Genomic DNA, 26,592 nt, shown 5'->3' with positions numbered 1-26,592 from the left:
TAGGCTAAATCACAGTCGAAACGTAAATCAGGTACCGGCTAATCTCAGGCACGGAAGTCTATTAAACGATTAGGTACCACTGGTTACAACCCTAAAATACAAACAGATCCAAAGTATAAAAGCCAATCTTAACCAACTGCTACGTTCCCATGACTAATAAGTTAGTACATATCATTTCAAATCTTTTTCATAACTAAAGCCATCGGTCCAATAATCTTTATCAATGATATACTCATCAATATAAAAGTCATTTGGATAATCAATAAAACCCGTTTTTTTTTCATTCGTTCTATAGCTAATTTAGCCTGTTTACGTGAACTATAAATACCGATTATCCTAAAATCTTCATCATCAGTATCTCCATAACGAACATGGTACAAATAATATACTTTTCGCATTTTTATATCCCTATAAGTTAATTGGGTTTTATAAATGATCTATCATCCTATTATCGGATTTTACTAAGCTATAACTTCACTATTTGGTGTGTTCTACCATCAACTTGTTTCAAGTTGGTATTTGCATAATTTTAATCATTAGCCTCTAATTTTGATTCGCTATTTGTTACAACAATTATACTCATTCACGTTACGTCATCGAGAAAAGATTCAAAACTAATACAATATTAATTTTTGATCTGATATTGATTAAGATTTATTTTTTCTAACATTTTATCTAAAAATAGTGTTTCTAATTGAGCTCTTATCACATGTTCATCATAGATATCTCCTGTCTGCGATTGCCAGAATTGTAGTAATCGCCAAGCATCAACTATTTTGTAGGCAAAAGGAAAAACATGAGGATGGATAATTATACGAGGTAAAGGAGCTATGCGTATAAACCTAAAACCTGAACCATGTTTAACAAAACTCCATTCTTCACTATTTAAACAAAATTTTCCTTTTTTTGGAAAATCTAATAAATAGCTGAAATCTAAACAATTTGCATTTAATCTTTTAAATTCAGTTGTTATCTTTTTCTGTAACTCAACATATTCAAGTATTTTTTCATACATTTTTATTACCTATTTTAGTTTTTATAATTCAAATAAAAAGTTGAGCTACGTTTTCTCTACTTATGGTTTGATCAAAATTATAGACATATTCTATATCCTAACTAATTTTGCCTTAGCAGATCCATGATGTCTATTAATAATAATCGTTTGCCAATAACAATAACTTCGTTTAAAGATTGGGTTTTACCAAGTCACTTTCTTTAATATCTTTAATATCTTTAATATCTTTAATATCTTTAATATCTTTAATATCTTTAATATCTTTAATATCTTTAATATCTTTAATATCTTTAATATCTTTAACCAAACCTTTAAAAGATTCTCCTGATACTTATTATCCCTGATAATTAAATGATTAATTGAAATATTCTGTAATAGTAATCACTCTAATTGGTAGGCTACTGTATCCGGATAATGGATACTTTGATTTGGTATATTATGGAATTTTGTAAAAATAATTGAAGATACTATAACGCTTCACTTATATTTGATCTTCATGTTAAAAAATATGCATTTGATAAAATGTAATCCATAATGATCTTTTGAAATTTACATATCAATTTAATAAGTCGACTGTATCTTTTATGATTCGGATCCGATTTTAAAGCAGCAGCAAGAGTGCTTGAGGTTTACTCGGTAATTTCAGCGTTTTATGACCAAATAAAAATAGATAACACTTTAATTCTAAAGTGATTTGTCAATATGTATTTCAATCAATATATGCTCATCTTAAAGTACTAAAAATCTTACAAGCCAAGCTTTCAAGCTATGAAAAATAACATGATTATAATTCTACTCACAGATGATTTCATAAAGTGTATCAGGTACTCCCTGATTTTTCTCAAAATCATCAAGCAAAATTTCAGATAAATGAGCAAATACTATACTTTTATAAGAATAAATATAACCAGAATCAGTTAGTGAAATTACAAGTTTAGAGCACTTTGATTGAATCATCATATCCTTTAATATATCAATTAAAATAAGCAATCGATCTTTTCCTGACGATGGAAATTTGCATTGCATTTCAGGTGCATAATCTAAATAATCTATTAAATAATCAGCTTCAACTCGTTCAGCACTATCACTCATTGAAAACACGAAATTAGTTTGATTTTTATTCGGCAAATACTTTTCTGTAAATTGAAATAGTTGCTCTGTTAGTATTTCTTTTAAGCCAATACCGTATTTTCCAGCTATTTCATCCAATACTTGTTTATAGTTATTACATTTAATTTCGGCAAGATAACCGAAAATATAATTATTCATTTATTACTCCTTAATCTATACGCTTTAAAGATAACTAATCAGGACAGCTAGGTTCACTATAATTGGGCAAGCTATGATTAACGCAGCTTAATGAGACAAATTGATTGTCGAACTTATAAAATAGCACTCCTAATAAAAAATTATTATTTTCTTTCAGATGATTTAAATTACAGAAGTAGATTAGTATTATAATTTTAAGAAAGAGTGTTATTCACTTAATTCTACAATAGTTATATTTTTATATATCATTTTGAAAACATAGTCATCATTAATATCCTTGATATGGCAACGGTCACCAATCTTATAATTATCTAGTCCATAACTGATTAATTCATTGGAATTTAGTACTAGATATTCATCTACAGCGCCAACTAAATTTTCATTATCTTCTATTTCCTCATCTTGATTCGTATCAGACATAACAATAATATTTCGTTCAACTAGCATAAGTTTATTTAATGATAGTAATTTCATCTTTACTTAATTATATGAAATGATTAATTAAAAATTGATCAATTGATTATTATCATAGATTTAACATTATTAGTTAACCTTATATAAAATTTTCCAAATCTGAAAAATAAGATGATTATCGGTTTATTCGCAGATGATTTCATAAAGTGTGTTAGGTGGTGCTTGGTATGGTGAAATCAACATGAATAAAGTCTCGCATCTCAGCGAATTTTATTTTTTTTATGGTTTCTATTTGGCAGCTATCAGTTATTGCAATCACCATTTTGGATGCTTTTGTGATTTCAATTATTTCTGACATAACATCCAAAAGAATATTTAGACGCTTTTTGCCTTCTATCGGAAAACCTATATCAGCTTCAGGGGCATAATTAATATAATCAATTAAAAAACTTGCACAATAATATTCGTTATCATCTCCAATGTTGAAAATAAATCGTTTTCTTTGGTTATTTGCTACTGTTGCCGAAGGAAAATTGTATAATTTATCTTTTTCAATTTCTTCTATTCCTATATTATATTTGTCTTCTAATAAAATTATTAAGGCTGATAAATTATAATCTTCTATATAATCTATATATCCTCTTACATCATTCGACATAATATTTTCTCAATTGTGTGATTATATTTTTCTGATAATGGTTATTTAGATTTGAATGATTGAAGTTTAAGATTATTTAATGCTATTTCAATAATTTTCGACTAACATTACAATGCATATAAAACTCATTAAAACAGAATTTTATTTATTCAATATTAATTAATTGTTTTTCACTAACCCGTATATCTTTAAATAATTTACTCAATCTATTGCTTATATTTTCTGGCAATACATTCAATAACAATGGTATTACTGGTCTAGCAAACAGCGAAATGAAATTAATAAGAACAAATAGAACAATTATAGCTTTTTTTATGATATTTTTTTATTTAACTCTTAAACATTTGTCATTGATTAACTGTACTTTTTCGCTGCTAATACCCTTTCAACCGTATCAACAATAGCTTGCGTTTGTGAATCAATTTCAATATTTACCTCATCACCAATCTTTTTACAATCTAAAGTGGTAATCGCTAATGTTTCTGGAATTAGATGAATGTTAAATTGATTATCTTTGACTTCTCCCACGGTTAAACTTGCGCCATCTATACCAATAAAACCTTTGTATAAAACATACTTCATAAATTTTTCTGGCATAGCTAACGTCATTTGACAGTTGGTTGCTGTTTTCTGGATGTCAATAATGGTGGCTCGGCAAGAGACATGACCAGACATTACATGACCACCAATTTCATCACCGTATTTAGCACTTCGTTCAATATTTACCAAATCATTTAACTTTTTACTACCGAGAGTTGTTAAAGCTAATGTTTCTTGCATAATATCAAAAGTTACACAATCATTTTCAATCCCTGTTACGGTTAAGCAACAGCCATCATTCGCTATTGATGCACCAATTTCAATATTATTGATTAAATGATGTGGCAGTTTGACTTGATAAGTTCGTAATTTATCTTGATCGATGATATCAATAATTTTACCTACACCCTGAACAATACCTGTAAACATACTTTATTCCTTAAATTAAACGAATATAAGCTTCTATTTTACTTAATCATTAGGTAATTATCTATCATTAAGCAAATTTACCTAACCCTGATATCAACTTAAAAAACAGATTCAAATAAGCGTTCTGTTTAAAATAAACAAAGTTGTATTATTTTTACTACTATCTTGTTGATCACTATAAAACACAATTGTATAACTATTGTTTTGGCAGGAAATCACATCAGAAATAAACAATTCTTCTTTGGCTAATACGATATTTTCATTAGTAAGTAAATTATTAAATTTGCCAGGTTGCTGTTGTAAAAATGCCTCGATCACTTTATTGTTTCGCAAGGTTATCCAGCCGTTTCCTGTTTCTATAGTAAAACGAATCACAAATGTTTCATTGGCAATTTTTACCGGTTCCCATACTGAATATATACAACAATCTATATCAAATAACTTATCTCGTATCGCCTCACCTTGTGAGGTAATAGTAATTAGATAAAAAATTCCATCTTCGTCATAACTTACAACATATGATGATTCTTCAAAACTTAAGTTTAAAATACAAGAGGGATAATGATCACAGGTTATATCAATACTCCTTGATTGTAATACTTTACCTTTTTCATCGATTTTACGATGTAGCCAACAGTTTTCTTCATCTTTCGCAATGATATGAATTTGTTGATTGTCATTATTTATACTAAATACATTATATTTTGGTAAAGGAATTTTTGAAGTATAGGTTTTTTTTAACTCACCGTCTTTAAATTCAACCGCAACCAATTTATCCAACTGTTTGGTTGAAAAAATATTAACATACTTAAACATGGCAAAATTATGGAAAATACCAATATAATCACTAGGTAGCATTTTTTTAGGTTTTGGATAAGTAATATTATCGCGTTCAAAACAAGGAAGCATGGTGATTAAACCGTATTTATCAGGATGATCAACCTCAATAGAAGTATACAATTTTCCATCTGGGTTAATAAAAAATGTTGGCAAATAACCATCAGATTCTATATAGGATGTATAATTTTGTAAATCACTGTCAAGCATAATATAAATCACTTTATAACTATGACCATCAGAATTGGTATAGTAGTTGCAAGTAATGATTGTTTTATTTTGATAACTAATGGCCTCCGGAAAAGAAAAACCATAAGGTGATTTTAAAATAATCATTGGCCCTAAAGCAGTTTGCTGATATTGCGTGTTAAAAGGTATATCCGTTTTTGGTAGCATAATTATGATTTTTCCTGTTATTGTTTTCTAATTCAATTTGTTAAGTTTTAAAATTAAACTAACTTTAATCATTTGATCTTATTTTATTTTTTACATCAGGTTTTAATTGTAGTTCAAAGCTTTGTCAATTATTTTATCAATTGTATAAGTTTCATTATTAATAGCAATAATTCATATAATAAATGGTAAGAAGTAAACAAAATAACCATACTTAACAAACATGTTTATATAAAAAATTATATGCATAACAACTTTATGTAATAGATTCATAATTTCTTTATTAAATGATTTTTCTAAAGTTAAGAGTAAAATTCGAATATAAGCTGTCGAATTTTTAAATCCAAAATGATGCTGCAACAAAAGATATGCATTTTCTTTTTGTCTCGGTTATAGTTATTATTCGTTGCCATTAACCATAAAAAATAAATTGAATAAAAATGTACCATATTTTTAAGGATTTTACATGTTAAAACTTATTTTAGCTATATCGGTAGGTTCAGTTGCCGGTGGTTTATTGCGGTGGTTTCTGTCACTTAAATTAAATATTATTGCCTTTGCGATTCCATTAGGAACGTTACTATCTAATCTGATTGCGGGTTATATTATTGGCTTTGCAATAGCTTTTTTTAATCATTCAAACTTATCTGCTGAGTGGCGATTATTAGTGATCACTGGTTTTTGCGGTGGATTATCGACCTTTTCCACTTTTTCGGCGGAGATAGTTAACTTTCTACAAGAAGGCCGTATTGGTTGGGGATTAACAACTATTGCTATTCATGTCGCCGGATCAGTTCTAATGACATTTTTAGGGATTTTGACCTATCAATATTTTCGTTCATAAAGATAGTTTTTCTCGCAGATAAGATAAAAATGCTTATAGAGAGTATTTACAACTCCAAATCACTGTATTAATATACACTGTATAAATCAACAGCATTGGAGTTATTATGCTTATTGAACATTCTTCACCACAACTTATGGCTATCAATTTTGAAACACCCTTTCAACAGGTGTTACAACAACAGCGGCCTTTATTACGTTCATTTAACAAAGAAAAGAAATGGCAATTGTGGTTGTCAGATCGACCGATGCTAAAACGCTCATGGATAAATATTGCAGGACTTGATAAACAGAAAGTCGTTCATTTAACTCATTTAAATAAAGAGAATTTAGTCTCGACTATTGAAAAAGCATTACAAAATAAAACTTGTAGTTATATAGTTGCTTGCATTAATGGGCTTAATGAGCAAGCGAAACAGCGTTTACAACAAGCGGTATTAACCAGTGATACTTGTTTAGTTTTAGTTGATGACGAACAAAATCAATCACCAATTCAGTATCATTAAGAGAATAGTTATGATAACAAGTTAATTATCTAATTAACTTCAAATAAAGACACTACCTTACATGGCAGTGTCTTTTTTAATTATTTATTATTTATAAAACAAATTAAAAAACTGTTTAAAAAACAGTTGATTATTCATCCTAAATTCATCATTCTTGCCACCTTAGCCTATTGATTTGCAAGTCTTGATGAAATCATACAGATCATTTCAGCAAATAAAATGAATATTGATGTTATAACGCTTTTATAGGTTTTAGAAAATTCTTGAAAATAAATTCTTTATTGCAAGAACAATTTCACACAAAAGATAATCATGCTAAAACAATCAGCCTAATTCAAAGTGGCTTCGATAAGGCTAATAAATCCGTTTTTTTAGTTGAAAAAACTGATAAACCGTTTTGGGCAACACTTGCTAAAGGTATACTTATCTTTTAATAACATACTATTAACTAGTTTAAAAATAGTTAAGAATTTTGTTTAATACATTTGATGATCTAACAACGGCTTTACTCGATTAATTGTTTTAATTTTTTTCTGTCGACCTTGCCAATACCAGTCATTGGAAATTCGTCAATAATATATATTTTTTTCGGCAGTTGAAAACGTGCAACTTTAGCTCTTAACCAAGTTAGAATTGATGATTCTGTTTGCATAGATTTTGGTGTTAAAACAATAAAAGCAATAAATCGTTGGCCAAATTCTTCATCATCAACACAAATAATCGCTACTTCTTTAATCTCTTCATGTTTTAATAAATGATTTTCGATTTCAAAAGGATAAACATTTTCGCCGCCTGATACTATCATATCGTCAACCCGCCCTTTTAAATAATAGTAACCTTGATTATCTTTTTCAGCTAAATCGCCTGTGGCTATCCAATCTTTTCCTGCAATTGACCATGCACACTTTATAAAAAGTTCATTAGTTCCAGGTGTAGTATGATTTTGGGAAATAAGCTTAGTTCTCAACCCTTTTATTGGTTTGCCGATTGTTGTCGGATTTTTACTTAAATCATCAGGTGTCGCAATCATGCATACTCCGGCTTCAGATGTGCCATATAAATTAAATAACACTTTACCCAATTGATTTAAGACTCTGTTAACTAAGGTTATAGTGATTGGCGCACCACCAGTAATGATACAACGTAAGCTCCTAAGTTGCTGTTCAGAATGATTTATCATGCGAGAGAGCATCAAAGGAACCAGCGTAACAACTTCAATCTGATATTTCGCAATCATATGACAGGCAATTTGCGTTTGAAAACGCTTGGTAATAAATATCGTTGCCCCTAATAACGTAGAGAAACATAACGTTGCCAGACCAAAGCCATGATATATAGGCGTTGCTATATACACTTTATTGTAATGGCTAAGTTTGAGTTTAATCAATAACTGACAAAAAGGAGTGATAAAATTTTGCGCATGGCTTTTTCGTGTGGCTAGCTTAAAGCGTTGTGTCGTACCACTGGTTAGGACGGTAATTTTTGAAAAGTGCGTCACTTTAAGTTTTATTGTTTGATTAAGCAATGGGCTCTTTAAAAGTGAACTGATACAAACTTGATTATCTTGTAATGTTGCTATCTTGCTGATTGCCAGTGAAGAGGCAATTTCTGATACTTCTGGATCATATATTATTAAATCAAAATCGATATTATGATTGATATTTTTAAGCTGCTCGGACGATAATTCAGTGTTAATTAGATAGATATCTGCACCTAATCTTGCCAACGCAAAAAGCGTTTGTATTAGAAGTGAATGATTATTAGCCATCATGGCAATTTTTTGACCTGGTTGGATATTACAGTAAGCTGCCAATTGCTTTGCTAGATGTTGAACTTGATTATAGAGCGTCTGATAATCAAGTTCGTTACCATTTTCGTTAATAGCTATCTGTTGCGGACATAGTTGGTGACGAATATAAAGTAAAGCCATTAAATTCATGCCGACAGTTGGTATACTTTTTAATAGCAACCATATTCCTTTAAAGGTTAATAATTTCGTTTTAATAAGTGCTAGAATAATATTAATCATTTCTTATGCTTTATATAGTATGTAGTTAATTTAAGCCAGATTCCAGAAAACAACACTGATGTTATTTGTCCTATAATTATCCACCATGGTTTATACTGGCGTTTTTTAGTTTGTAGTAAACGACAGATGATGGTTGCGGCTTGAACTGGTGTTAATGCTGGAAAATTTTGATAAGCCTTTGTTGGCAAAATCATACGCGTTTTAACTAACGGTAAATAGACTGTTGAGACATGGATATTTTGATTTCTAAGTTCTGGTGTTGCACATTGTAACCACTGATCAAACGCTGTTTTTGACGCTTGATAAGCCGCCCAATTTACGGTTGGAGCTAACAAAACATTAATCGCCGAAACATTTATAATTTGTCCGTGTGATTGTGCCAATTTAGGTATCAATGCTAAGCATAAGCTCACTGGTGCCAAATAGTTTAATTTGATCGTTCTCTCAAAATCATGCCGACGATCAAGCGATTGCATAATTGATCGACAAATCGATATCCCGGCATTATTAACAAAAATATCAATGTGATAGGATTGAATAAAATTTAAAAAGTTATCTAATTGGTTAACATCACGCAGATCAGCTGCATAGAGTTGAATGGTTGCTTTTTGGCTAGATAAAGATATTTGGATCTCTTCTAATTTCTCTTTTGTTCTGGCGACTAAAATAAGATGGCAATCAATGTTAGCGATGAGTTTGCAAAGTGATTCACCTATTCCATAGCTTGCTCCAGTAATAATAATCGTTTTTTTAGATAACTGTTCTTCGAGTTTTTGAAAATCTGGTTTAATTATCGGAAAAAGAATTTTATTAAGGAAATTAGTTAAGACAGCCATTTATTGTTCGATTAAAACTAAATATTCTACTAGTTTAAAACAGTTATCAAAAAAAACAACATATTAAGCTTAATCGATGGTGTTGTATGTTTTGTTCGCAATTAACCAATTTTGAGTATCTCATCGGTAAGTTCCATTTGGGCATCTTCTTTGGCTTGGTTAATGATAGCTTTAGCTATCCATTGCACCAGTGTGATGACTTGCTGGTTTTCTAAGTTCCAAATATCTTTCAATACCATAAAAATTTCAGAACCATATATAATCGAGATTGAGTATATAACATTATTATAGATCTCTTCAGGTAATTGCTGCTTGAGTGGCTGTAATAATCTAGACAGAATCTCTTTACGATTACCACGAACAAGTTTTTGTGATTGTTCGACAATTTTTGAGCGTTCCATCGCCCATTGTTGCAATGAAAGTCTTAGTGCCGCACGTAATACTCCTTCATGTTTTAACATTTGCGGAAATGCAAATACTAAAAAGTCATTTATTCGATCTTCAACTTTTTCTTTATCGGATGTCCAGAAAAATATAGGGCCAAGAGATTGTTCCACCACTGCTGATATCAAATCACTTTTGGTTGGAAAGTAACGATAAGCTGTTGCTCTGGAAATACCACATATGTCTGATAATTGAGTAATGGATATATCTTTACCGTGTTCTAAAGCCTCGATAGCAACATTAATTAGCTTATCATAAGTGCGTTTTTTTGCACCAGTGTACTTTTTCACGCTTGATGAATTATTTATATTCATAGTGTTATTTTTTATATAAATGTCTGTATATTATACATCTTTTATGAAAATAACTAAATTTTTAAAAAAACTTAAAAATAATGAGACTTAAATCTCATTTTTAGCATATAATTAACAATGTAGTTGTTTACAATTTAAATTAGAGTATTAGTTCTATTTTATCTGTTAAGGAAAAATGAATGGTATCGCATAAATTGATTTACTTGGTCGCTACACTAGACACAAAAGGAGAGGAAGTTGTTTTTATCAAACATTTACTGAATCGACAAAATCTTAACAGTAAAATAGTTGATATCTCTACTAAACAACCACATTCTTTTAATCACATTGCTGATATTAGCGCCAGCACTGTTGCTAAATATCATCCCGAGGGTGAAATAGCTGTTTTTGCCACCGATAGAGGAACGGCTATCGTTGCAATGGCTAATGCATTTAAACAATTTTTAATAGCGCAAAATGATGTTGACGCTATCCTCGGTTTAGGTGGCTCAGGTGGTACCGCATTAATCACTCCAGCTATGCAAGCACTGCCTATTGGCGTACCAAAGTTGATGGTTTCAACCATGGCTTCAGGTGATATATCAGGATATATCGGTGCAAGCGATATTGCGATGCTCTATTCCGTTACCGATATTGCTGGCGTAAATGTTATATCAAGAAAAGTACTCTCCAATGCAGCTAATGCTATTGCAGGTTCAGTGTTATTTAAAACCCAAGAACAAGTCGAAGATAAACCAGCAATTGGATTAACCATGTTCGGTGTTACTACTCCGTGTGTTCAATCACTTTCAGCAAAATTAAATGATAAATATGATTGTTTAGTTTTTCATGCAACGGGTAGTGGCGGTAAAGCAATGGAAAAATTAGCTGATAGCCATCTCTTAAAAGGTGTACTTGATATTACTACAACGGAAGTTTGTGATCATCTGTTTGATGGAGTACTTGCTTGTGACGATGACCGATTTGAAGCCATCGCAAGAAGTCAAGTTCCATATATCGGATCATGTGGCGCCCTTGATATGGTTAATTTCGGTAGTCCGGATACTATTCCAGAAAAATATCGAGATCGTCTGTTTTATCCTCATAATCCACAAGTTACTTTAATGAGAACCACGCCAGAAGAAAATAAAATCATGGCAAATTGGATCGCTACTAAACTAAATAAATGTCAAGGTGAAGTAGTTTTTATTATTCCTGAAAGTGGATTTTCTGCACTTGATATTGAAAATGGGCCTTTTTGGTCACCACAAGCAGATCAAGCTTTCATAGATGAGTTTGAAAAAGTCTTTATTCAAACTGAAAAACGACGATTAATAAAAACTTCGCATCATATTAATTCACCAGAATTTTGTAATTTAGTTATTAACGAATTTAAAAATATAATTAAATAAAGTAATGGAGAAAATTATGAGTAGTAAACGTGCTCAATTATTAAAAAAATTCCATGATATGATTGCTAAAGGTCAACCAATCATAGGTGGAGGAGCTGGTACAGGATTATCGGCGAAATGTGAGGAAGCTGGTGGTATTGATCTGATTGTAATTTACAATTCTGGTCGCTATCGTATGGCGGGTCGTGGATCATTAGCCGGCTTATTAGCTTATGGCAATGCCAATGAAATTGTTATGGATATGGCAAAAGAAGTATTACCGGTTGTAAAACATACCCCTGTGTTAGCTGGCGTTAATGGCACCGACCCCTTCTGCCAATTCGATCAGTTTTTAGATCAAATTAAAGCTACCGGATTTGCTGGCGTACAAAACTTCCCTACTGTCGGTTTAATTGATGGTAATTTTAGAGCTAATCTTGAAGAAACGGGTATGGGCTATGCGTTAGAAGTTGAGATGATTCGCAAAGCACATGAAAAAGATCTGCTAACGACACCATATGTATTTAGTGAACAAGATGCTATTGACATGACCAAAGCAGGTGCGGATATTTTAGTTCCACATATGGGCTTAACCACTGGCGGTAGCATTGGCGCTCAAACTGCTTTGAAACTTACAGATTGTGTTCCTTTAATCAATCAATGGGCCAAAGCAGCGAAAGCGATTCGTCCAGATATTATTATACTTTGCCATGGCGGACCTATTTCAACACCAGAAGACGCAGAATATATTTTACAAAATTGTCCTGATTGTAATGGTTTCTATGGTGCAAGTTCAATGGAACGTTTGCCAACCGAAACTGCTCTTAAACAAACGACAGAAAAATTTAAATCTATCAAACACCAACAATAAGTAAGCAATAACAGTGCGACAATTCAATGTCGTACTGCTATTTTTTAACCTATCTTCAATTAGCTGTACCATTTAGTAAATAAATATCGTTATAAAACTGAAGTTAATTTTATGTTACTTTACTATTAATTGCTAATTGTGAGACAATCGCACACGCAATATCCTATGTTTCAAATAAGTAATAGCTTTTGTAATAGATCTATATGATTTTTTTATAATTAGTATTTTGCTAACATAATATAGGAAACACAATATGAAAGAATATCAAACTGATGTAGCTTCATTTGTATTACGTATTGCTTTAGGTATGATGTTTTTGGCCCATGGTTTTACCAAATTACTTGTTTTAACCCCTGAAGGAACTGCTGAGTATTTTCATACTCTTGGTTTTCCTGGTTTCTTTTCTTATATTGTTATCACTTTTGAAATTGGCGGTGGTGCACTGTTATTATTAGGTATTTTAACCCGTGCGGTTGCATTAATTGCTTTCTTTCAACTAGCAATAATAACCATTGTACATTGGGCTAATGGTTGGTCATTTACTAATCCGGGGGGTGGTTGGGAGTATCCAGCTTTTATGTCTTTAACCGCATTTAGTCTTGCACTCTTAGATACCGGTCGATTTTCTGTTTTATCAGACAAAAAGTATCAACACTCATTAGATCATTAATAGGTTAAATTTTAGGGAAGGTAAAAGCGAACGATGAATTACCTTTCCTAAAACTTTGATATTATAACTATTTGATAATATGAAAATTAGTTATTAATTTCAATGACTAGAAGATCACCTTTATCTTTTAAGAAATATTCGTCATCTTGTGGGGCTCGCAGTGACATCATACGATTATCACCCATCTCCATCGTATCACCAGGTTTCATTGTCGCTTGACTTTGGCGTAAATAATTTAAAATATTATTAAACATATCAAAATAATAGCCACTTTCCTCATAACTATTGGCTAATGCAGCAAAATTAGGTAAACCAAATATATGCGCGCCATAAGTACGCATCCAAATCCCTTTAGTATTTTCTATTTCATATTTTACAAAACCACAAAACAATATAGGTAAACATTGCCCTAAAGTGGTTAAACCATCTTTTTCCGTAACCATTCCATGAATAGCGCTAACTGGCAATGAAGTATGTGCACTCTCATTAATTACCGCTAATGCATTAAATTGTTCAAAGCATGCCGCTAAACGTGTTAAAGCTAAGTACTGCTCTAATACATCTTGGTCATAGCCGACATAATATAATAACAAATGACTATCACTTTCATAAACTTGTTGTTTTATTTCCTGACTATAACTAGCTGGAGCAACACATAATTCTAATACATCTTTAGGATAAGGCGCATTGAGACCAATTATTCTAATAATATGTTTTCCCCAACTCACTAAAATACAGATGCCCGCTTCAAGTTGTCCATACGGTATTTCATATCGGATATCCTTTATAGTCGGATCAATCGATTTAAGTTTGGTTAATAATTTATCATTATCAATATTAAGTTCACCTTTAAACACAATACTTAAGCTAGCGGCACTATCAATATCAGGATTTGGAACAATCGAACTATCCATCTGTTTTGCTTCTGTTTTTTTGCCAAAAAAACGAGAAAATAAACCCATTTTATATTCCTTATTACAACTATTTTAAATTAAATCAAATTTAGTGCATTTTATAGTAATTGAAACTATAAAACTGAACCAATAATATCTACTTACCTATATTAAGTAAATATTTTATTTATTATTTTTTACCATTGTAAACTTTTTAATTCAATAATTAAAAAATCAATTAAACATCGATTCCTAAGTGGTAATAATTTGCGACTTGGGTAAATAGCATAAATATTTAAATACTCTTAACTAATAAATATTACAACATCAATGGTTTAATCAAATGCTAATAATGGTTTATTATTTCTATAGGGTTGTCGATAAGTTTTTATCGCCGCTTGCCAATCATTAAATGCAAATAAATTTGCTACATTTAAATCATTTGTATCTAGTAAGGGCCATATATCATCAAACATCTTTAGCCATTGATGTTGACTTATTTGCTTTAAATAGTGGCGAATATGAAACCAATGAACTTTAGGTAATCGCTTTTTAGGTTGAAAAAAAGTACCAGAAAGCAGACCATAAGAGACAAATTCACTTGAATCAGGCATATGATCCAAAATTGTTTCCGCAAGCTTGCCACCAACAGCGTCAAAAACAATATCAGCTTGTCTAGCAAAATATTCGATAGTTTGCTTATCATCTTGCTTTATATGTTTGATTGCATATTTATTATAATATTGCGCATGATTATCAGAACGACAGATAACTGTAACAGATAAAGCTGCAAATTTTATTGCCAATTTGCATAGTAATTTTGCACAATCACTACCTGCCGCTGTAACAAGAATATGCTTTCCTTTGGGTGAAAACTGTTTAATCATCAGCCATGCTGCAACAGGGTTAATATATGCTCGTGCTGCAATCTTATCTTCAATATAATCGGGAACGGGTATAGCATACTCGGCTGGTGAATCAACCAAAGATTGCCAAGTACCCTCACCTCTTAACGGTAAAACTCGTTTGCCAATAAGTTGCTGGTAAGATTTTGGCGCTTGAATGACTTTACCTATCCCTTCATAACCCGCAATTTGTGGCAGAGTGATACGATGCTGATAAGCGCCAGTAATTGGAATAAGATCGGAAGCATTGATGGGTGCATATAACATTTGAACTCTAATACAGTTCTCTTTTATAGTTAATTTATTTAAACATTCAAGCGTCAATACTTGTTCTGGCCGTCCAAATTTTCTATAAAATAATGCTCGATTCAATTATCTATATCCCTATTCAAGGTCGTTTTTCATTGAAGTTTTTATCATTTGGTCATTTTATTTTGCTGATTTTAATGACAAAAAAATGACTTTTTCAAATTTGATTTAAATAAAATGCACATTTTATTAGTTAACTTAATATTCATTAATTACCAACAAACTCCTATATAAGCCAAACTTAAAATATATGATAACTATTCCTTACCATTAAAAATGGCATAATTTCAATCTTCAAAAAATCCAATAATTAGAAAACTGATTAGTTTCAATCAGCATTTATTATACGCTTTATTGAATCGGGTAAAGGATAAACTTTTTCAATAGGCAGCATTTCGCTTGCTTTTTCTATTTGATTATTGAGAATAAATTGATGAATTGTCTTTGCATAGTCAGTAATGTCGTCAATTTGAATAATCCAATCTTCAACATACTTTTTAACCGCTTCATTTTTTAAACCAATTTGTATAGATTTGAAATCCAAGTTTTCAAGTCGAATATTTTTTTCTGGATCCCATTGTACACGCACAGGAGTCTGGCTTAATTGTTCTTGCCAACTTGTATAATCGCGATAAACAGAATCGTTGAAAGTGGATAAACATGCCCGCTTTAAAGCCCATTCAAAACCTTCACGTTTTAATTTAATAGCTAAAATATGCTCTTGTTCCTCTTTTTGTGCCCATCCTGATCGATACATCATCCAAAGAAAAGAAGGTTTAATCCATGTCATTCTCTCTATTTTAAATGGTGGCACAAATGTTTGAGCTTTTATTGCCGATAAAGCTATCTCTTTTCTGTATGCTTGATAAACTGTTATTGTTTCTTCATCAAATACTGCTCTTATTTCTCTCTCTTTCATGCAATTCCTCGCAAAACATTTCCATCATCCTACTTCTCTATGACCTGCACAACAGGCTAGCGAAGCAAACGGTGCTATTAGATACCAATAATCGGCATAGAAGCAAAGCTATGATTTGATACCTAAAATATTCGAACGCTAATATAATTCTCTTTTTAAGAGGATTTGATTGAATATTTAAGTATCAATACTCGTTCCGATATACCAAATTTTCTATAATTTATAACCGCGCTCCGTTCAATTTTACTTATTACCATTTTCCATATTAATGATGACTTAAAAATTATAATATTAATTCATTTCACACTCAGACCTTCAATAAAATCTTCAACTATTTGATGAGCTTTTTGTGCGCCTTCTAAATTCATATTAATGAAAGCTTGATCATAAATTGGCATATTATCATCATCGTCATTTTCATTTTCGATACTGTCGCCAATATTGAATATATAGAAAACTGATACATTCCAATCTTGATTATACTCATAATTATAACTACACCTTAAAACACTTTTACGATAGCAATTAATTTCTAAAGCTTCTGTTTGCGGTGGCAACCAATCTACTTGAGGAATGATTAGTGTGTTTTCATGTTTATAAAATCTATGTAATTCTATGCCATTGTTGAATTGTTTTGTCTCAAGCCAATCTCCATAACTCCAATCTTTTGAATTTCTACTTCTCTTCATCTCCTTTACATCTTCTAATCTTTTTTGAAATGATTCAAGTCGAATACCACTAACTTCATCTTTATTTTTTTTCACAAATTCGATATCTAATCTATCCAATTTTAAAAGTTCATTTTTTATATTACTGCAATAAGCCATTATTGCTTTAGATGTTGGATGAATGCATAAATTTCTTGAATTAATTCTAATTTCACTGATTTCGTCAATTTGATAGGCTTGAGCATGAGAAAAATGTTCACAAAATTTTTTTTCAGAAGTATTTACAAGAGTAGAATCAACTAATTTTCTAATCCAAAATGGTGAATATGTCGAATTAGGATAAATACGCAACATGGTATCTTTAGACAATTCAATTAAACGTCCATTTTCCCTACATTCACTACTTGGTCTACTTTCTACATATTCGATAACTACAGGTGCTATTATATAGGCAGGCCAAAAGAAAGTACAAAATAATGGTAATAATACATAACTGAATGTATAAGCAAATTTACGTTTTATACCATGAGATTTTTTCACTTGTGATTGACATAGTCGCAGTATTATTGGAAAAACAGCACCGGTTAACGAAAATAAAAAAATAATAATGTTAGTAGAATCAATAGACATTAAGCAGAAAATTAGCCAAATAATCACTGGAACTGTGAAAATTGCTTTAATAATCCAATGCATCGGTACAAAAACAAATATGAACGAATACCCATAAATGCCATAAAAAAATATTATCATAAAGAGCAAGTCAAAAACGTAACTATCAACATGATGCATATAAAATCCTAATTACTAAGTTGTTTATAATTAAATTCCTTTTAATTAGGATTATCACGAATAGCTACTTCTGTCAAAAAATGAGGATTTTTTATTCATCTTCAAAGGTTAAGAAAAGTGCTCAAACATGTTAAATTGTTTCAATAAATGATTCAAAACTCATCACTGTCGCAAACCGCATCAATGCTGACATAAAACTATTATGAACCAGTTGTGATGGGATAATATTGCCATTAAAATCAAGATCCCGCGTGGTGCAAGCATCATGGATAAGAATTGGTTGATAATTAAGTTCGCAGGCACAGCGGGTAGTAGAATCAACACACATATGACTCATCATGCCACAAATCACTAATTGTGTTATCCCTTCCTGTTGTAACCTTTGTTGTAATTGTGTTTGATAAAAACTATTTGGATAAGCCTTTTCAATTACAAATTCATTATGTTGCTCAACAGGAAGCAATTTGGGATGTAACTGACAACCCGCACTGTTCTTAACAAAAAAGAGAGCATTAGCATCTTGGTTAACATGTTGGATATAAATAATCGGTAATTGCTGTTGTCGGAAATAATTTTGGAGCTTTAAGGTACATTGCAATGTCTGTTCGGTATTGTTTAATGGGTATTTGCCATTGGGGAAATAATCATTTTGTACATCAATAATCATCAATGCTTGAGTCATTTTGCTCTCCTTTGTAATGTTTCGTGTTATTATTTTCAAATAATCAACCTTTAAATGACATAGCAAATTGAAGTAATAAACCTCAGTCTGCTTTCAAATTGAAACTATGGATAAAAAAGATCGCGCTATATTAAATGAATTAAGAAATAACAGCCGACAATCTTGGCGAGAGATCGGCGAAAAAGTATTTTTGTCTAGCCAAGCTGTTGGGCAACGTGTGCAAGAATTACTCAACAATCATATTATACAAAGATTCACTATTAAAGAACAAAGGGATCAATTACAATTTATTACTATTTATATGAACACAAATCAATTTGAATCATTTGAAAAGTTAGTAAAATCTTTTACTGAGGTAGCCGAATTTTATAAGATTACTGGTGATGGTTGTTACCTGATCGTTAGTCAATTTGATAGTAATGCTTTAAAATTATTCTTAAATAAAATTGAAAATTTTGCCCGTTATAAAGTCAACCATCAATTGCAATAAATTTTATAATCCTGCTGATTTGCAGTGCTTATCTAAATATCAATTAAGCAAAAATCATTCAGTTGAAAATTAACTTATTTACAATTTTTTAATAAATCATCAAAAAATAGTTGCTCATTAATCATTTATGTTATATTTTGTACAACAGTTAAATTTAAAGGTTTTATTTTTTATGAATTGTTTTTGTGTTTTCGTTACTAAACATCATCATCACCATCATTCCTGAATAGTCTTCGGGCGATTGGTGCTGGAAGACAAATGGTCTTCCGGTGATATCGCAAAAGCAAATAGAGAACCCTCGGAAGATCAGACTTCCGAGGGTTTTTTGTTTGTGGTTAATAATTTTATTTGGATAAGTTGGAGAATAATATGTTGGATAATTCACGTTTACGTATAGCAATGCAAAAATCAGGACGCTTAAGCGATGAGTCAAAAAAATTACTAGCTCAATGTGGAATCAAAATCAATTTGCAAGAGCAACGTTTAATTGCTTTTGCCGAAAATATGCCAATTGATATTTTACGCGTTCGCGATGATGATATACCCGGACTAGTCATTGATGGCGTTGTTGATATTGGTATTGTCGGTGAAAATGTTTTAGAAGAAGAAGTGCTAGATAGACAAGCTGAAGGCGAAAATCCACAATACAAAAAATTACGTCGACTTGATTTTGGCGGATGTCGTTTATCGATTGCCGCCCCTCGTGATTTTAATTACACCGGTCCTGAGTGTTTAAATGATTTACGTGTCGCCACCACTTATCCTCACCTGCTCCGCCGTTATCTTTCTCAATATAATGTAAGTTTTAAAACGTGTTTACTCAATGGTTCAGTTGAAGTCGCTCCTCGAGCAGGTCTAGCCGATGTAATTTGTGATTTAGTCTCAAGTGGTGCAACCCTTGAAGCTAATGGGTTACAAGAGATTGAGGTCATATATAAATCTAAAGCTTGCTTAATTCAACGTGAAGGCGAAATGTCTGCCACCAAACAGGCGTTAATCGATAAAGTAATGACTCGTATTCAAGGAGTGATTCAAGCTCGCGAATCTAAATACATTATGTTGCACGCGCCAACCGCAGTTTTAGATCAAGTCGTATCTTTATTACCAGGCGCTGAAAACCCAACCATTTTACCATTAACCGGCGAACAAAATCGGGTAGCACTACATATGGTTAGTACTGAGTCATTATTCTGGGAAACTATGGAAAAACTAAAAGCATTAGGTGCAAGTTCAATCCTTGTATTACCAATTGAAAAAATGATGGAGTAAGCAAAATGAAGCTTTCATATTGGCAACAATGTTCTAAAGAAAAACAAGCAGAATTATTAACTCGCCCGGCAATTGCAGCTTCCGATACTATTAGTCAAGCGGTTAACGATATCTTGGTGCAAGTTAAACAAAATGGCGACGAAGCACTTAAAATGTTAAGTAATAAATTTGATAAAGTGCAAATCGATCAAATTAAATTATCCCAAGATGCGATAAAAACAGCCACGAGTCGCGTTAAACCTGATTTAAAACAGGCAATGCAATTAGCGGTAAGCAATATTGAAAAATTTCATCAAGCTCAAGTTAAGCAGACCATAACAGTTGAAACCATGCCTGGCATTCAATGCCAGTCAGTAACAAGACCGATAGACTCTGTAGGCCTGTATATACCGGGTGGTTCAGCCCCATTGCTATCAACCGTATTAATGTTAGCCATTCCAGCTAAAATTGCCGGTTGTCGTAAAGTGATTTTATGTTCACCTCCACCAATTGCTGACGAAATTTTATATGCAGCAGAACTTTGTGGTGTAACAGAAATTTATCAATTGGGTGGCGCACAAGCGATTGCGGCAATGGCATTAGGTACTCAATCAGTTCCTAAAGTCGATAAAATATTTGGTCCCGGCAATGCTTATGTTACCGAGGCGAAACGCCAAGTTAGCCAACGATTGGATGGCGCAGCAATAGATATGCCAGCCGGCCCATCAGAAGTTCTGGTCATTGCCGATAGTTCCGCTAATCCGGCGTTTATTGCAGCGGATTTACTTTCTCAAGCTGAACATGGTCCTGACTCTCAAGTGGTACTACTGACACCCGATGAGAAGATCGCCCAAGCAGTTTCAGTCGAAGTTGATAAGCAACTTGCTCAACTTGCACGTCAAGGAATTGCTGAAAAAGCGTTACAAGAGAGCCGACTTATCGTTACCAAAGATTTAGATGAATGTGTAACTATCAGCAATCGTTATGGTCCTGAACACTTAATTATTCAAACCGAAAATGCCGATCAACTGGTTGATAAAATTAATAGTGCTGGTTCGATATTCTTAGGGGATTGGTCACCAGAATCTGCTGGAGATTATGCCTCTGGTACAAATCATGTATTACCAACTTATGGTTATACCGCAACTTATTCAAGCCTAGGATTACCTGATTTCCAAAAACGTATGACAGTGCAAAAATTATCGGCTGAAGGGTTAAAAGCAATAGGTAATGCAGTTGAACTAATGGCACAAGCAGAACAACTCACTGCCCACAAAAATGCCGTGACTATTCGCTTAGCTAAACTTAACGCTGATACTAAACAATAGGTGGTTAAAATGGATATTAATCAATTAGTCAGAAAGAACGTACAAAAATTGACACCCTATCAATCCGCTAGACGCATTGGCGGCAACGGTGATGTGTGGCTAAATGCCAATGAATACCCAGTGGCACCCAATTATCAGTTAACCGAGCAAACGTTAAACCGCTATCCAGAAGCACAACCTCAGCAAGTTATAGATAGTTATGCGCAATATGCTGGTGTCACTCCAGAGCAAGTGATTGTCAGTCGTGGTGCCGATGAAGCTATAGAGCTGTTAATGCGTGCTTTTTGTGAGCCAGATACCGATACGGTGCTTTACTGCCCTCCAACTTATGGTATGTATCATGTCAGCGCTGAAACTTTAGGAATAAAAACTAAAACCGTACCAACAAAATCTGATTGGCAACTTGATTTAGAGGGTATTAAACAAAATCTCGATAATGTTAAGTTAATCTATGTCTGTTCACCAAACAATCCAACTGGGAATTTAATCAATCCCGAGGATATTAAAGCATTACTTAATTTAGTCAAAGATCGCGCATTAGTTATTATTGATGAAGCCTATATTGAGTTCTCTCCAAACTCAACCGTGGTCAGTTGGCTTAATGATTATCCTCACTTAGTCATTTTACGTACCTTATCAAAAGCATTTGCCCTAGCCGGATTGCGTTGTGGATTTACTTTAGCTAATAAACCGATAATTGATGCTTTACAAAAAGTGATCGCTCCATACCCTCTTGCTACCCCGGTAGCAGACATTGCCACTCAGGCATTGAGTAAAAAAGGTATCGAAACGATGAGATTGCATGTCATCAATCTAAATAATCAAAAAGAGAAGTTTGCTAAACAACTTTCTGCTTTACCAATTGTCGAAAAAGTTTATCCTAGTGAATCAAATTATTTATGTGTTAAATTTCAAAGTAATAAAGAGGTATTTAGTAAACTTTGGCATGAAGGTATTATTCTACGCGATCAAAGTAAATCAATTGGACAAAATGGTTTTGTGCGAATTTCGATTGGTACCGAAGATGAGTGTGATGCCGTAATAACCGCACTTAAAGCGATAAAATAGGAGCAAATATGTTACAAAAATATTTATTTATCGACCGTGATGGAACGTTAATCGTTGAACCGCCTATCGATTTTCAAGTTGACAGTTTTGCAAAACTTGCGTTTGAACCTAATGTGATCCCGGCACTGCTTAAACTACAAGCAGCTGGTTATAAATTAGTGATGGTAACCAATCAAGATGGATTAGGTACCAGTAGTTATCCGCAAGCTGATTTTGATGGTCCACACAATTTAATGATGCAAATATTTGCCTCACAAGGTGTAATATTTGAAGATGTACTTATTTGCCCACATTTCCCTGAGGACAATTGTGAGTGTCGTAAACCTAAAATAAAATTAGTGCTCCCTTATTTAACCAGTGGCAACTTAGACAAACAAAACAGCTACGTTATAGGTGACCGACAAACTGATATGCAGCTTGCTGAAAACATGCAAATAAAAGGCTTACGTTATGATCCAGTTAATCTTAATTGGAATGAAATAGCCCAACGTTTAACCACCGCTGATCGTTATGCCAAAGTTGAACGCAATACTAAAGAAACTAAGATATTGGTTGAAGTATGGTTAGACCGGCAAGGTGGTAGTCAAATCAATACCGGTATTGGCTTTTTTGATCATATGTTAGATCAGATCGCCACTCACGGAGGTATTAAACTCAATATTCAAGTTACAGGCGATCTTCATGTTGATGATCATCACACCATAGAAGATACAGGTCTTGCTTTAGGCGAAGCATTAAAACATGCACTTGGTGATAAACGGGGAATTACACGTTATGCCTCTGTTATTCCAATGGATGAGTGTTTAGCGAAATGTGCAATGGATATTTCAGGCCGCCCTTACCTAGTGTTCTCTGCGCAATTTAGTGATCCGAAAGTTGGTGATATGAGCACACAAATGGTCGAGCATTTCTTCTATTCTTTAAGTTATGCGATGGCAATTACTTTACATATTGAAACAACTGGCGACAACGACCATCACCGAATCGAAAGTTTGTTTAAAGCTTTTGCGCGTACACTTAAACAAGCGATTAAAATTGAAAGTGACAGACTACCTAGCTCGAAAGGAGTGTTATAGATGAAAATTGTCATTCTCGATACTGGCTGCGCCAATCTTTCATCGGTTAAATACGCGATACAGCGACTAGGTTATAATCCAATCATTAGCCTTGATCCTGATACTGTGCTTGAATCTGACAAACTCTTGTTACCTGGAGTTGGATCTGCATCAGCTGCGATGCAAAAATTAAAGGAGCGCAATTTAATTGAGCTAATTAAAGTCTGCACTCAACCAGTATTAGGTATCTGTCTTGGCATGCAACTTTTAGCCGATTATAGTAATGAAGGGCATGTCGACACTCTAGGTATTATCCATGAAAAAGTCATCGAAATTCCTGATTGTGGACTACCACTACCGCATATGGGTTGGAATCAAGTCACCCCAAAAGCCGGACACCATCTATTTCGAGATATTCCTGAAGGTGCTTACTTTTACTTTGTACATGGATACGCCTTACCATTATGCTCATCAACTATCGCAGAAACCAATTACGGCGAAAGCTTTACCGCTGCCGTGCAAAAAGACAATTTTTACGGTGTGCAATTTCATCCCGAGCGTTCTGGCTCAGCCGGTGCAAAATTGCTCAAGAACTTTTTGGAGATGTAACTATGGCAGTTTACCCTATTATCATTCCCGCGCTTGATTTAATTGATGGTACTGTTGTTCGGTTACATCAAGGTGATTATGACCAAAAACGTGATTATGGCAAGGATCCCTTAATTCGTCTGCAAGATTATCAAAAACAAGGTGCAAAACAACTACATCTTGTTGATTTAACTGGAGCCAAAGATCCACAAGCTCGACAAATCTCATTGATAAAATCACTGATTAACGGCGTACAAGTTCCGGTACAAATTGGTGGAGGAATTCGTACAGAAGATGACGTTAAAACATTATTATCCGCAGGGGCAACACGGGTAGTTATTGGCTCTACCGCCATCAAACAACCTGATTTGGTTAAAAAATGGTTTAATACTTATGGTCCTGAATCTTTGGTATTAGCCTTAGATGTTCGTATTGATCAACAAGGTAATAAAAATGTCGCTATTCATGGTTGGCAAGAGGATTCTAAACAAACCTTAGAACAAGTTATTGATGATTATCTAGCTTATGGTTTGAAGCATGTGTTATGTACTGATATCTCCAAAGATGGTACGTTAAGTGGTTCTAATGTGAAGTTATATCAAGAGATCAGCCAAAAATACCCAACTATTGCTTTTCAAGCTTCTGGCGGAATTGGACAATTGGACGATGTTAAAGCGTTACAAGAGAGCGGTGTTGCAGGTATCATCGTCGGTCGAGCATTACTCGATGGTAAATTTACAGTTCAGGAGGCAATTGCATGTTGGCAAAAAGGATAATACCTTGTTTGGACGTTCGTAATGGGCAAGTTGTTAAAGGTGTACAATTCCGTAATCACGAAATCATAGGTGATATAGTACCGCTAGCCAAACGCTATGCCGAAGAAGGGGCTGACGAATTGGTATTTTATGATATCACAGCCTCATCCGACGGTCGGGTAGTAGACAAAAGTTGGGTAGCAAAAGTCGCTGAAGTAATAGATATTCCATTTTGTGTCGCTGGTGGGATAAAAACGGTTAAAGATGCAGGAAGAATTCTCACTTATGGTGCGGATAAAATTTCAATTAACTCCCCTGCTTTATCTAATCCGGGCTTAATTACTGAATTAGCGGATTGTTACGGGGTGCAGTGTATCGTTGTGGGGATTGATACTTGGTATGATAAAGATTCAGATAGTTACCACGTTTATCAATTCACTGGCGATGAAAAACGCACAGTCGCCACCAAATGGAATACGATTGATTGGGTGCAAGAGGTACAAAAGCGAGGTGCCGGTGAAATTGTATTAAATATGATGAATCAAGATGGCGTTCGCAATGGTTACGATCTTAAGCAACTTAAAACGATTCGGCAAGTTTGCCAAGTACCACTGATTGCCTCTGGCGGCGCAGGTACGATGGAACACTTTTTACAAGCTTTTAAAGAGGCCAACGTTGATGGTGCTTTAGCCGCTTCAGTCTTTCATAAACAAATTATTAATATTGGTGAACTTAAACAATATTTAGCTCAACATGGAGTAGAAATACGATTATGCTAACTCAACATTCCCAAATACAAATAGATACCAAACAACTTGATTGGCAAAAAGTCGATAATTTAATGCCAGTGATTATTCAGCACTATGTATCTGGCGAAGTGCTGATGCTTGGTTATATGAATCAAGAGGCTTTAGCTCAAACCCAAAGCAGCGGAAAAGTCACCTTTTATTCTCGCACCAAACAACGTTTATGGACCAAAGGTGAAACCTCGGGTAACTTTTTAAATGTAGTTAGTATCTCATCCGATTGTGATAACGATACCCTGTTAATCTTAGTCAACCCGATCGGACCAACTTGTCATACCGGAGCAAATAGCTGCTTCACTAACAGTAAAACTGAGTGGGGCTTTCTATATGATTTAGAGCAATTATTGGGAGCTCGTAAACAAGCCGATCCGCAATCCTCTTATACCGCAAAACTCTACCATGACGGTACTAAACGTATTGCCCAAAAAGTTGGCGAAGAAGGCGTTGAAACGGCGCTTGCAGCCACGGTACACGATAAAGAAGAGTTAAAAAATGAATCAGCTGATTTAATCTATCACTTACTTGTCTTACTGCAAGATCAAAACCTTGCTCTACAAGATGTGATCGGTATTTTAAAAACTAGACATAAATAACCACTAAAAAACCAAGCACACCATTCGCTGCTTGGTTTACTAAACTTTATCAGCCGCA

The 26,592-nt window shown here is 33.3% G+C and carries 31 protein-coding genes and 1 other annotated feature; of the genes, 15 read left to right on the top strand and 16 right to left on the bottom strand.

The window, feature by feature from the left end:
• Positions 1-176: 176 nt before the first annotated feature.
• The 8 genes from AC5LXV_RS09445 to AC5LXV_RS09410 all read right to left on the bottom strand — a co-directional run bounded on the left by AC5LXV_RS09445 (position 177) and on the right by AC5LXV_RS09410 (position 5,558).
• Complete coding sequence (locus tag AC5LXV_RS09445) at positions 177-398, bottom strand: DUF7336 domain-containing protein (RefSeq protein WP_493466259.1); 222 nt, start codon at positions 396-398, stop codon at positions 177-179.
• A 227-nt stretch (positions 399-625) separates the two neighbouring features.
• Positions 626-1,015, bottom strand: a complete 390-nt coding sequence (locus tag AC5LXV_RS09440; RefSeq protein WP_110433625.1) for a DUF6896 domain-containing protein — start codon at positions 1,013-1,015, stop codon at positions 626-628.
• Between the two features lie 169 nt (positions 1,016-1,184).
• On the bottom strand, positions 1,185-1,322 hold the full coding sequence (locus AC5LXV_RS09435; protein WP_493466258.1) for a hypothetical protein: 138 nt from the start codon (positions 1,320-1,322) through the stop codon (positions 1,185-1,187).
• Between the two features lie 485 nt (positions 1,323-1,807).
• Entirely contained in the window at positions 1,808-2,284 is a 477-nt protein-coding gene (locus tag AC5LXV_RS09430; RefSeq protein WP_493452094.1) for a hypothetical protein, read from the bottom strand.
• Between the two features lie 207 nt (positions 2,285-2,491).
• A complete protein-coding gene (locus tag AC5LXV_RS09425; RefSeq protein ID WP_493466257.1) occupies positions 2,492-2,731 on the bottom strand; it encodes a hypothetical protein in 240 nt (79 codons plus the stop codon).
• Between the two features lie 178 nt (positions 2,732-2,909).
• Positions 2,910-3,356, bottom strand: coding sequence for a hypothetical protein (locus tag AC5LXV_RS09420; RefSeq protein WP_493466256.1), 447 nt, complete (start codon positions 3,354-3,356; stop codon positions 2,910-2,912).
• 354 nt (positions 3,357-3,710) lie between these two features.
• On the bottom strand, positions 3,711-4,325 hold the full coding sequence (locus AC5LXV_RS09415) for a riboflavin synthase subunit alpha (protein ID WP_493466255.1): 615 nt from the start codon (positions 4,323-4,325) through the stop codon (positions 3,711-3,713).
• A gap of 111 nt (positions 4,326-4,436) precedes the next feature.
• Positions 4,437-5,558, bottom strand: coding sequence for a hypothetical protein (locus AC5LXV_RS09410; protein ID WP_493466254.1), 1,122 nt, complete (start codon positions 5,556-5,558; stop codon positions 4,437-4,439).
• A 463-nt stretch (positions 5,559-6,021) separates the two neighbouring features.
• On the opposite strand from AC5LXV_RS09410, the gene crcB reads away from it, so the two are divergent.
• From crcB to AC5LXV_RS09395, 3 genes are all read left to right on the top strand, one after another.
• Entirely contained in the window at positions 6,022-6,399 is a 378-nt protein-coding gene (crcB, locus tag AC5LXV_RS09405) for a fluoride efflux transporter CrcB (protein WP_065578679.1), read from the top strand.
• A gap of 106 nt (positions 6,400-6,505) precedes the next feature.
• Positions 6,506-6,904: a cell division inhibitor SulA gene (locus tag AC5LXV_RS09400; RefSeq protein WP_110433631.1), complete on the top strand. Its 399-nt coding sequence runs from the start codon at positions 6,506-6,508 to the stop codon at positions 6,902-6,904.
• A 263-nt stretch (positions 6,905-7,167) separates the two neighbouring features.
• Positions 7,168-7,338 carry a hypothetical protein gene (locus AC5LXV_RS09395; RefSeq protein ID WP_493466253.1) on the top strand — a complete coding sequence of 57 codons (171 nt, stop codon included), beginning with the start codon at positions 7,168-7,170 and terminating at the stop codon, positions 7,336-7,338.
• Positions 7,339-7,409: 71 nt separating this feature from the next.
• On the opposite strand, the gene AC5LXV_RS09390 is transcribed toward AC5LXV_RS09395, so the two are convergent.
• The 3 genes from AC5LXV_RS09390 to AC5LXV_RS09380 form a co-directional block, all read right to left on the bottom strand.
• Positions 7,410-8,933, bottom strand: coding sequence for an AMP-binding protein (locus AC5LXV_RS09390; protein ID WP_493466252.1), 1,524 nt, complete (start codon positions 8,931-8,933; stop codon positions 7,410-7,412).
• Complete coding sequence (locus AC5LXV_RS09385; RefSeq protein ID WP_493466251.1) at positions 8,930-9,769, bottom strand: SDR family NAD(P)-dependent oxidoreductase; 840 nt, start codon at positions 9,767-9,769, stop codon at positions 8,930-8,932. Before AC5LXV_RS09385 ends, AC5LXV_RS09390 begins: the two co-directional genes overlap by 4 nt.
• 101 nt (positions 9,770-9,870) lie before the next feature.
• Positions 9,871-10,527, bottom strand: a complete 657-nt coding sequence (locus AC5LXV_RS09380) for a TetR/AcrR family transcriptional regulator (protein WP_110433634.1) — start codon at positions 10,525-10,527, stop codon at positions 9,871-9,873.
• Between the two features lie 179 nt (positions 10,528-10,706).
• Here AC5LXV_RS09380 and AC5LXV_RS09375 point away from each other — a divergent pair, with 179 nt between their 5' ends.
• The 3 genes from AC5LXV_RS09375 to AC5LXV_RS09365 all read left to right on the top strand — a co-directional run bounded on the left by AC5LXV_RS09375 (position 10,707) and on the right by AC5LXV_RS09365 (position 13,438).
• A complete protein-coding gene (locus AC5LXV_RS09375) occupies positions 10,707-11,918 on the top strand; it encodes a Tm-1-like ATP-binding domain-containing protein (protein WP_493466250.1) in 1,212 nt (403 codons plus the stop codon).
• A gap of 16 nt (positions 11,919-11,934) precedes the next feature.
• Entirely contained in the window at positions 11,935-12,768 is an 834-nt protein-coding gene (locus tag AC5LXV_RS09370; protein WP_110433636.1) for a phosphoenolpyruvate hydrolase family protein, read from the top strand.
• Positions 12,769-13,021: 253 nt separating this feature from the next.
• Positions 13,022-13,438, top strand: a complete 417-nt coding sequence (locus AC5LXV_RS09365; protein WP_110433637.1) for a DoxX family protein — start codon at positions 13,022-13,024, stop codon at positions 13,436-13,438.
• Positions 13,439-13,524: 86 nt separating this feature from the next.
• Here the strand turns inward: AC5LXV_RS09365 and AC5LXV_RS09360 are convergent, their stop codons facing one another.
• The 5 genes from AC5LXV_RS09360 to AC5LXV_RS09340 all read right to left on the bottom strand — a co-directional run bounded on the left by AC5LXV_RS09360 (position 13,525) and on the right by AC5LXV_RS09340 (position 18,603).
• Positions 13,525-14,400 carry a DUF4261 domain-containing protein gene (locus AC5LXV_RS09360; RefSeq protein WP_493466249.1) on the bottom strand — a complete coding sequence of 292 codons (876 nt, stop codon included), beginning with the start codon at positions 14,398-14,400 and terminating at the stop codon, positions 13,525-13,527.
• 266 nt (positions 14,401-14,666) lie between these two features.
• Entirely contained in the window at positions 14,667-15,608 is a 942-nt protein-coding gene (locus AC5LXV_RS09355; RefSeq protein WP_493466248.1) for a zinc-dependent alcohol dehydrogenase family protein, read from the bottom strand.
• Between the two features lie 265 nt (positions 15,609-15,873).
• Positions 15,874-16,464, bottom strand: coding sequence for a DUF4291 domain-containing protein (locus tag AC5LXV_RS09350; protein ID WP_493466247.1), 591 nt, complete (start codon positions 16,462-16,464; stop codon positions 15,874-15,876).
• A gap of 296 nt (positions 16,465-16,760) precedes the next feature.
• Positions 16,761-17,762 carry a hypothetical protein gene (locus AC5LXV_RS09345; protein ID WP_493466246.1) on the bottom strand — a complete coding sequence of 334 codons (1,002 nt, stop codon included), beginning with the start codon at positions 17,760-17,762 and terminating at the stop codon, positions 16,761-16,763.
• Between the two features lie 289 nt (positions 17,763-18,051).
• A complete protein-coding gene (locus tag AC5LXV_RS09340) occupies positions 18,052-18,603 on the bottom strand; it encodes a cysteine hydrolase family protein (protein ID WP_493444623.1) in 552 nt (183 codons plus the stop codon).
• Between the two features lie 106 nt (positions 18,604-18,709).
• Between AC5LXV_RS09340 and AC5LXV_RS09335 the strand changes: the two genes are divergently transcribed.
• The 9 genes from AC5LXV_RS09335 to hisIE all read left to right on the top strand — a co-directional run bounded on the left by AC5LXV_RS09335 (position 18,710) and on the right by hisIE (position 26,534).
• Complete coding sequence (locus AC5LXV_RS09335; protein ID WP_144187956.1) at positions 18,710-19,093, top strand: Lrp/AsnC family transcriptional regulator; 384 nt, start codon at positions 18,710-18,712, stop codon at positions 19,091-19,093.
• Positions 19,094-19,297: 204 nt separating this feature from the next.
• Positions 19,298-19,423, top strand: a sequence feature (His leader region).
• A gap of 39 nt (positions 19,424-19,462) precedes the next feature.
• Positions 19,463-20,362 carry an ATP phosphoribosyltransferase gene (gene hisG / locus AC5LXV_RS09330; protein ID WP_110433644.1) on the top strand — a complete coding sequence of 300 codons (900 nt, stop codon included), beginning with the start codon at positions 19,463-19,465 and terminating at the stop codon, positions 20,360-20,362.
• Positions 20,363-20,367: 5 nt separating this feature from the next.
• Positions 20,368-21,669: a histidinol dehydrogenase gene (gene hisD / locus AC5LXV_RS09325; RefSeq protein ID WP_493466245.1), complete on the top strand. Its 1,302-nt coding sequence runs from the start codon at positions 20,368-20,370 to the stop codon at positions 21,667-21,669.
• 9 nt (positions 21,670-21,678) lie between these two features.
• Positions 21,679-22,737 carry a histidinol-phosphate transaminase gene (hisC, locus tag AC5LXV_RS09320; RefSeq protein WP_493466244.1) on the top strand — a complete coding sequence of 353 codons (1,059 nt, stop codon included), beginning with the start codon at positions 21,679-21,681 and terminating at the stop codon, positions 22,735-22,737.
• Between the two features lie 8 nt (positions 22,738-22,745).
• Entirely contained in the window at positions 22,746-23,813 is a 1,068-nt protein-coding gene (gene hisB, locus AC5LXV_RS09315; protein ID WP_493466243.1) for a bifunctional histidinol-phosphatase/imidazoleglycerol-phosphate dehydratase HisB, read from the top strand.
• Positions 23,814-24,401 carry an imidazole glycerol phosphate synthase subunit HisH gene (hisH, locus tag AC5LXV_RS09310; RefSeq protein ID WP_110433648.1) on the top strand — a complete coding sequence of 196 codons (588 nt, stop codon included), beginning with the start codon at positions 23,814-23,816 and terminating at the stop codon, positions 24,399-24,401.
• 17 nt (positions 24,402-24,418) lie between these two features.
• Entirely contained in the window at positions 24,419-25,156 is a 738-nt protein-coding gene (gene hisA / locus AC5LXV_RS09305; RefSeq protein ID WP_493452166.1) for a 1-(5-phosphoribosyl)-5-[(5-phosphoribosylamino)methylideneamino]imidazole-4-carboxamide isomerase, read from the top strand.
• The gene (gene hisF / locus AC5LXV_RS09300; protein ID WP_493466242.1) at positions 25,138-25,914 is read left to right on the top strand and encodes an imidazole glycerol phosphate synthase subunit HisF; all 777 of its coding nucleotides are present in this window, start codon (positions 25,138-25,140) and stop codon (positions 25,912-25,914) included. The genes hisA and hisF overlap by 19 nt, the downstream gene beginning before the upstream one ends.
• Complete coding sequence (hisIE, locus tag AC5LXV_RS09295) at positions 25,908-26,534, top strand: bifunctional phosphoribosyl-AMP cyclohydrolase/phosphoribosyl-ATP diphosphatase HisIE (protein ID WP_110423575.1); 627 nt, start codon at positions 25,908-25,910, stop codon at positions 26,532-26,534. The genes hisF and hisIE overlap by 7 nt, the downstream gene beginning before the upstream one ends.
• Positions 26,535-26,592: the final 58 nt, after the last annotated feature.

Source organism: Gilliamella sp. LMG 34359, assembly GCF_984569085.1.
Note: the sequence above shows the minus strand (reverse complement) of the source record. Positions and strands in the feature narration are given on the sequence as shown.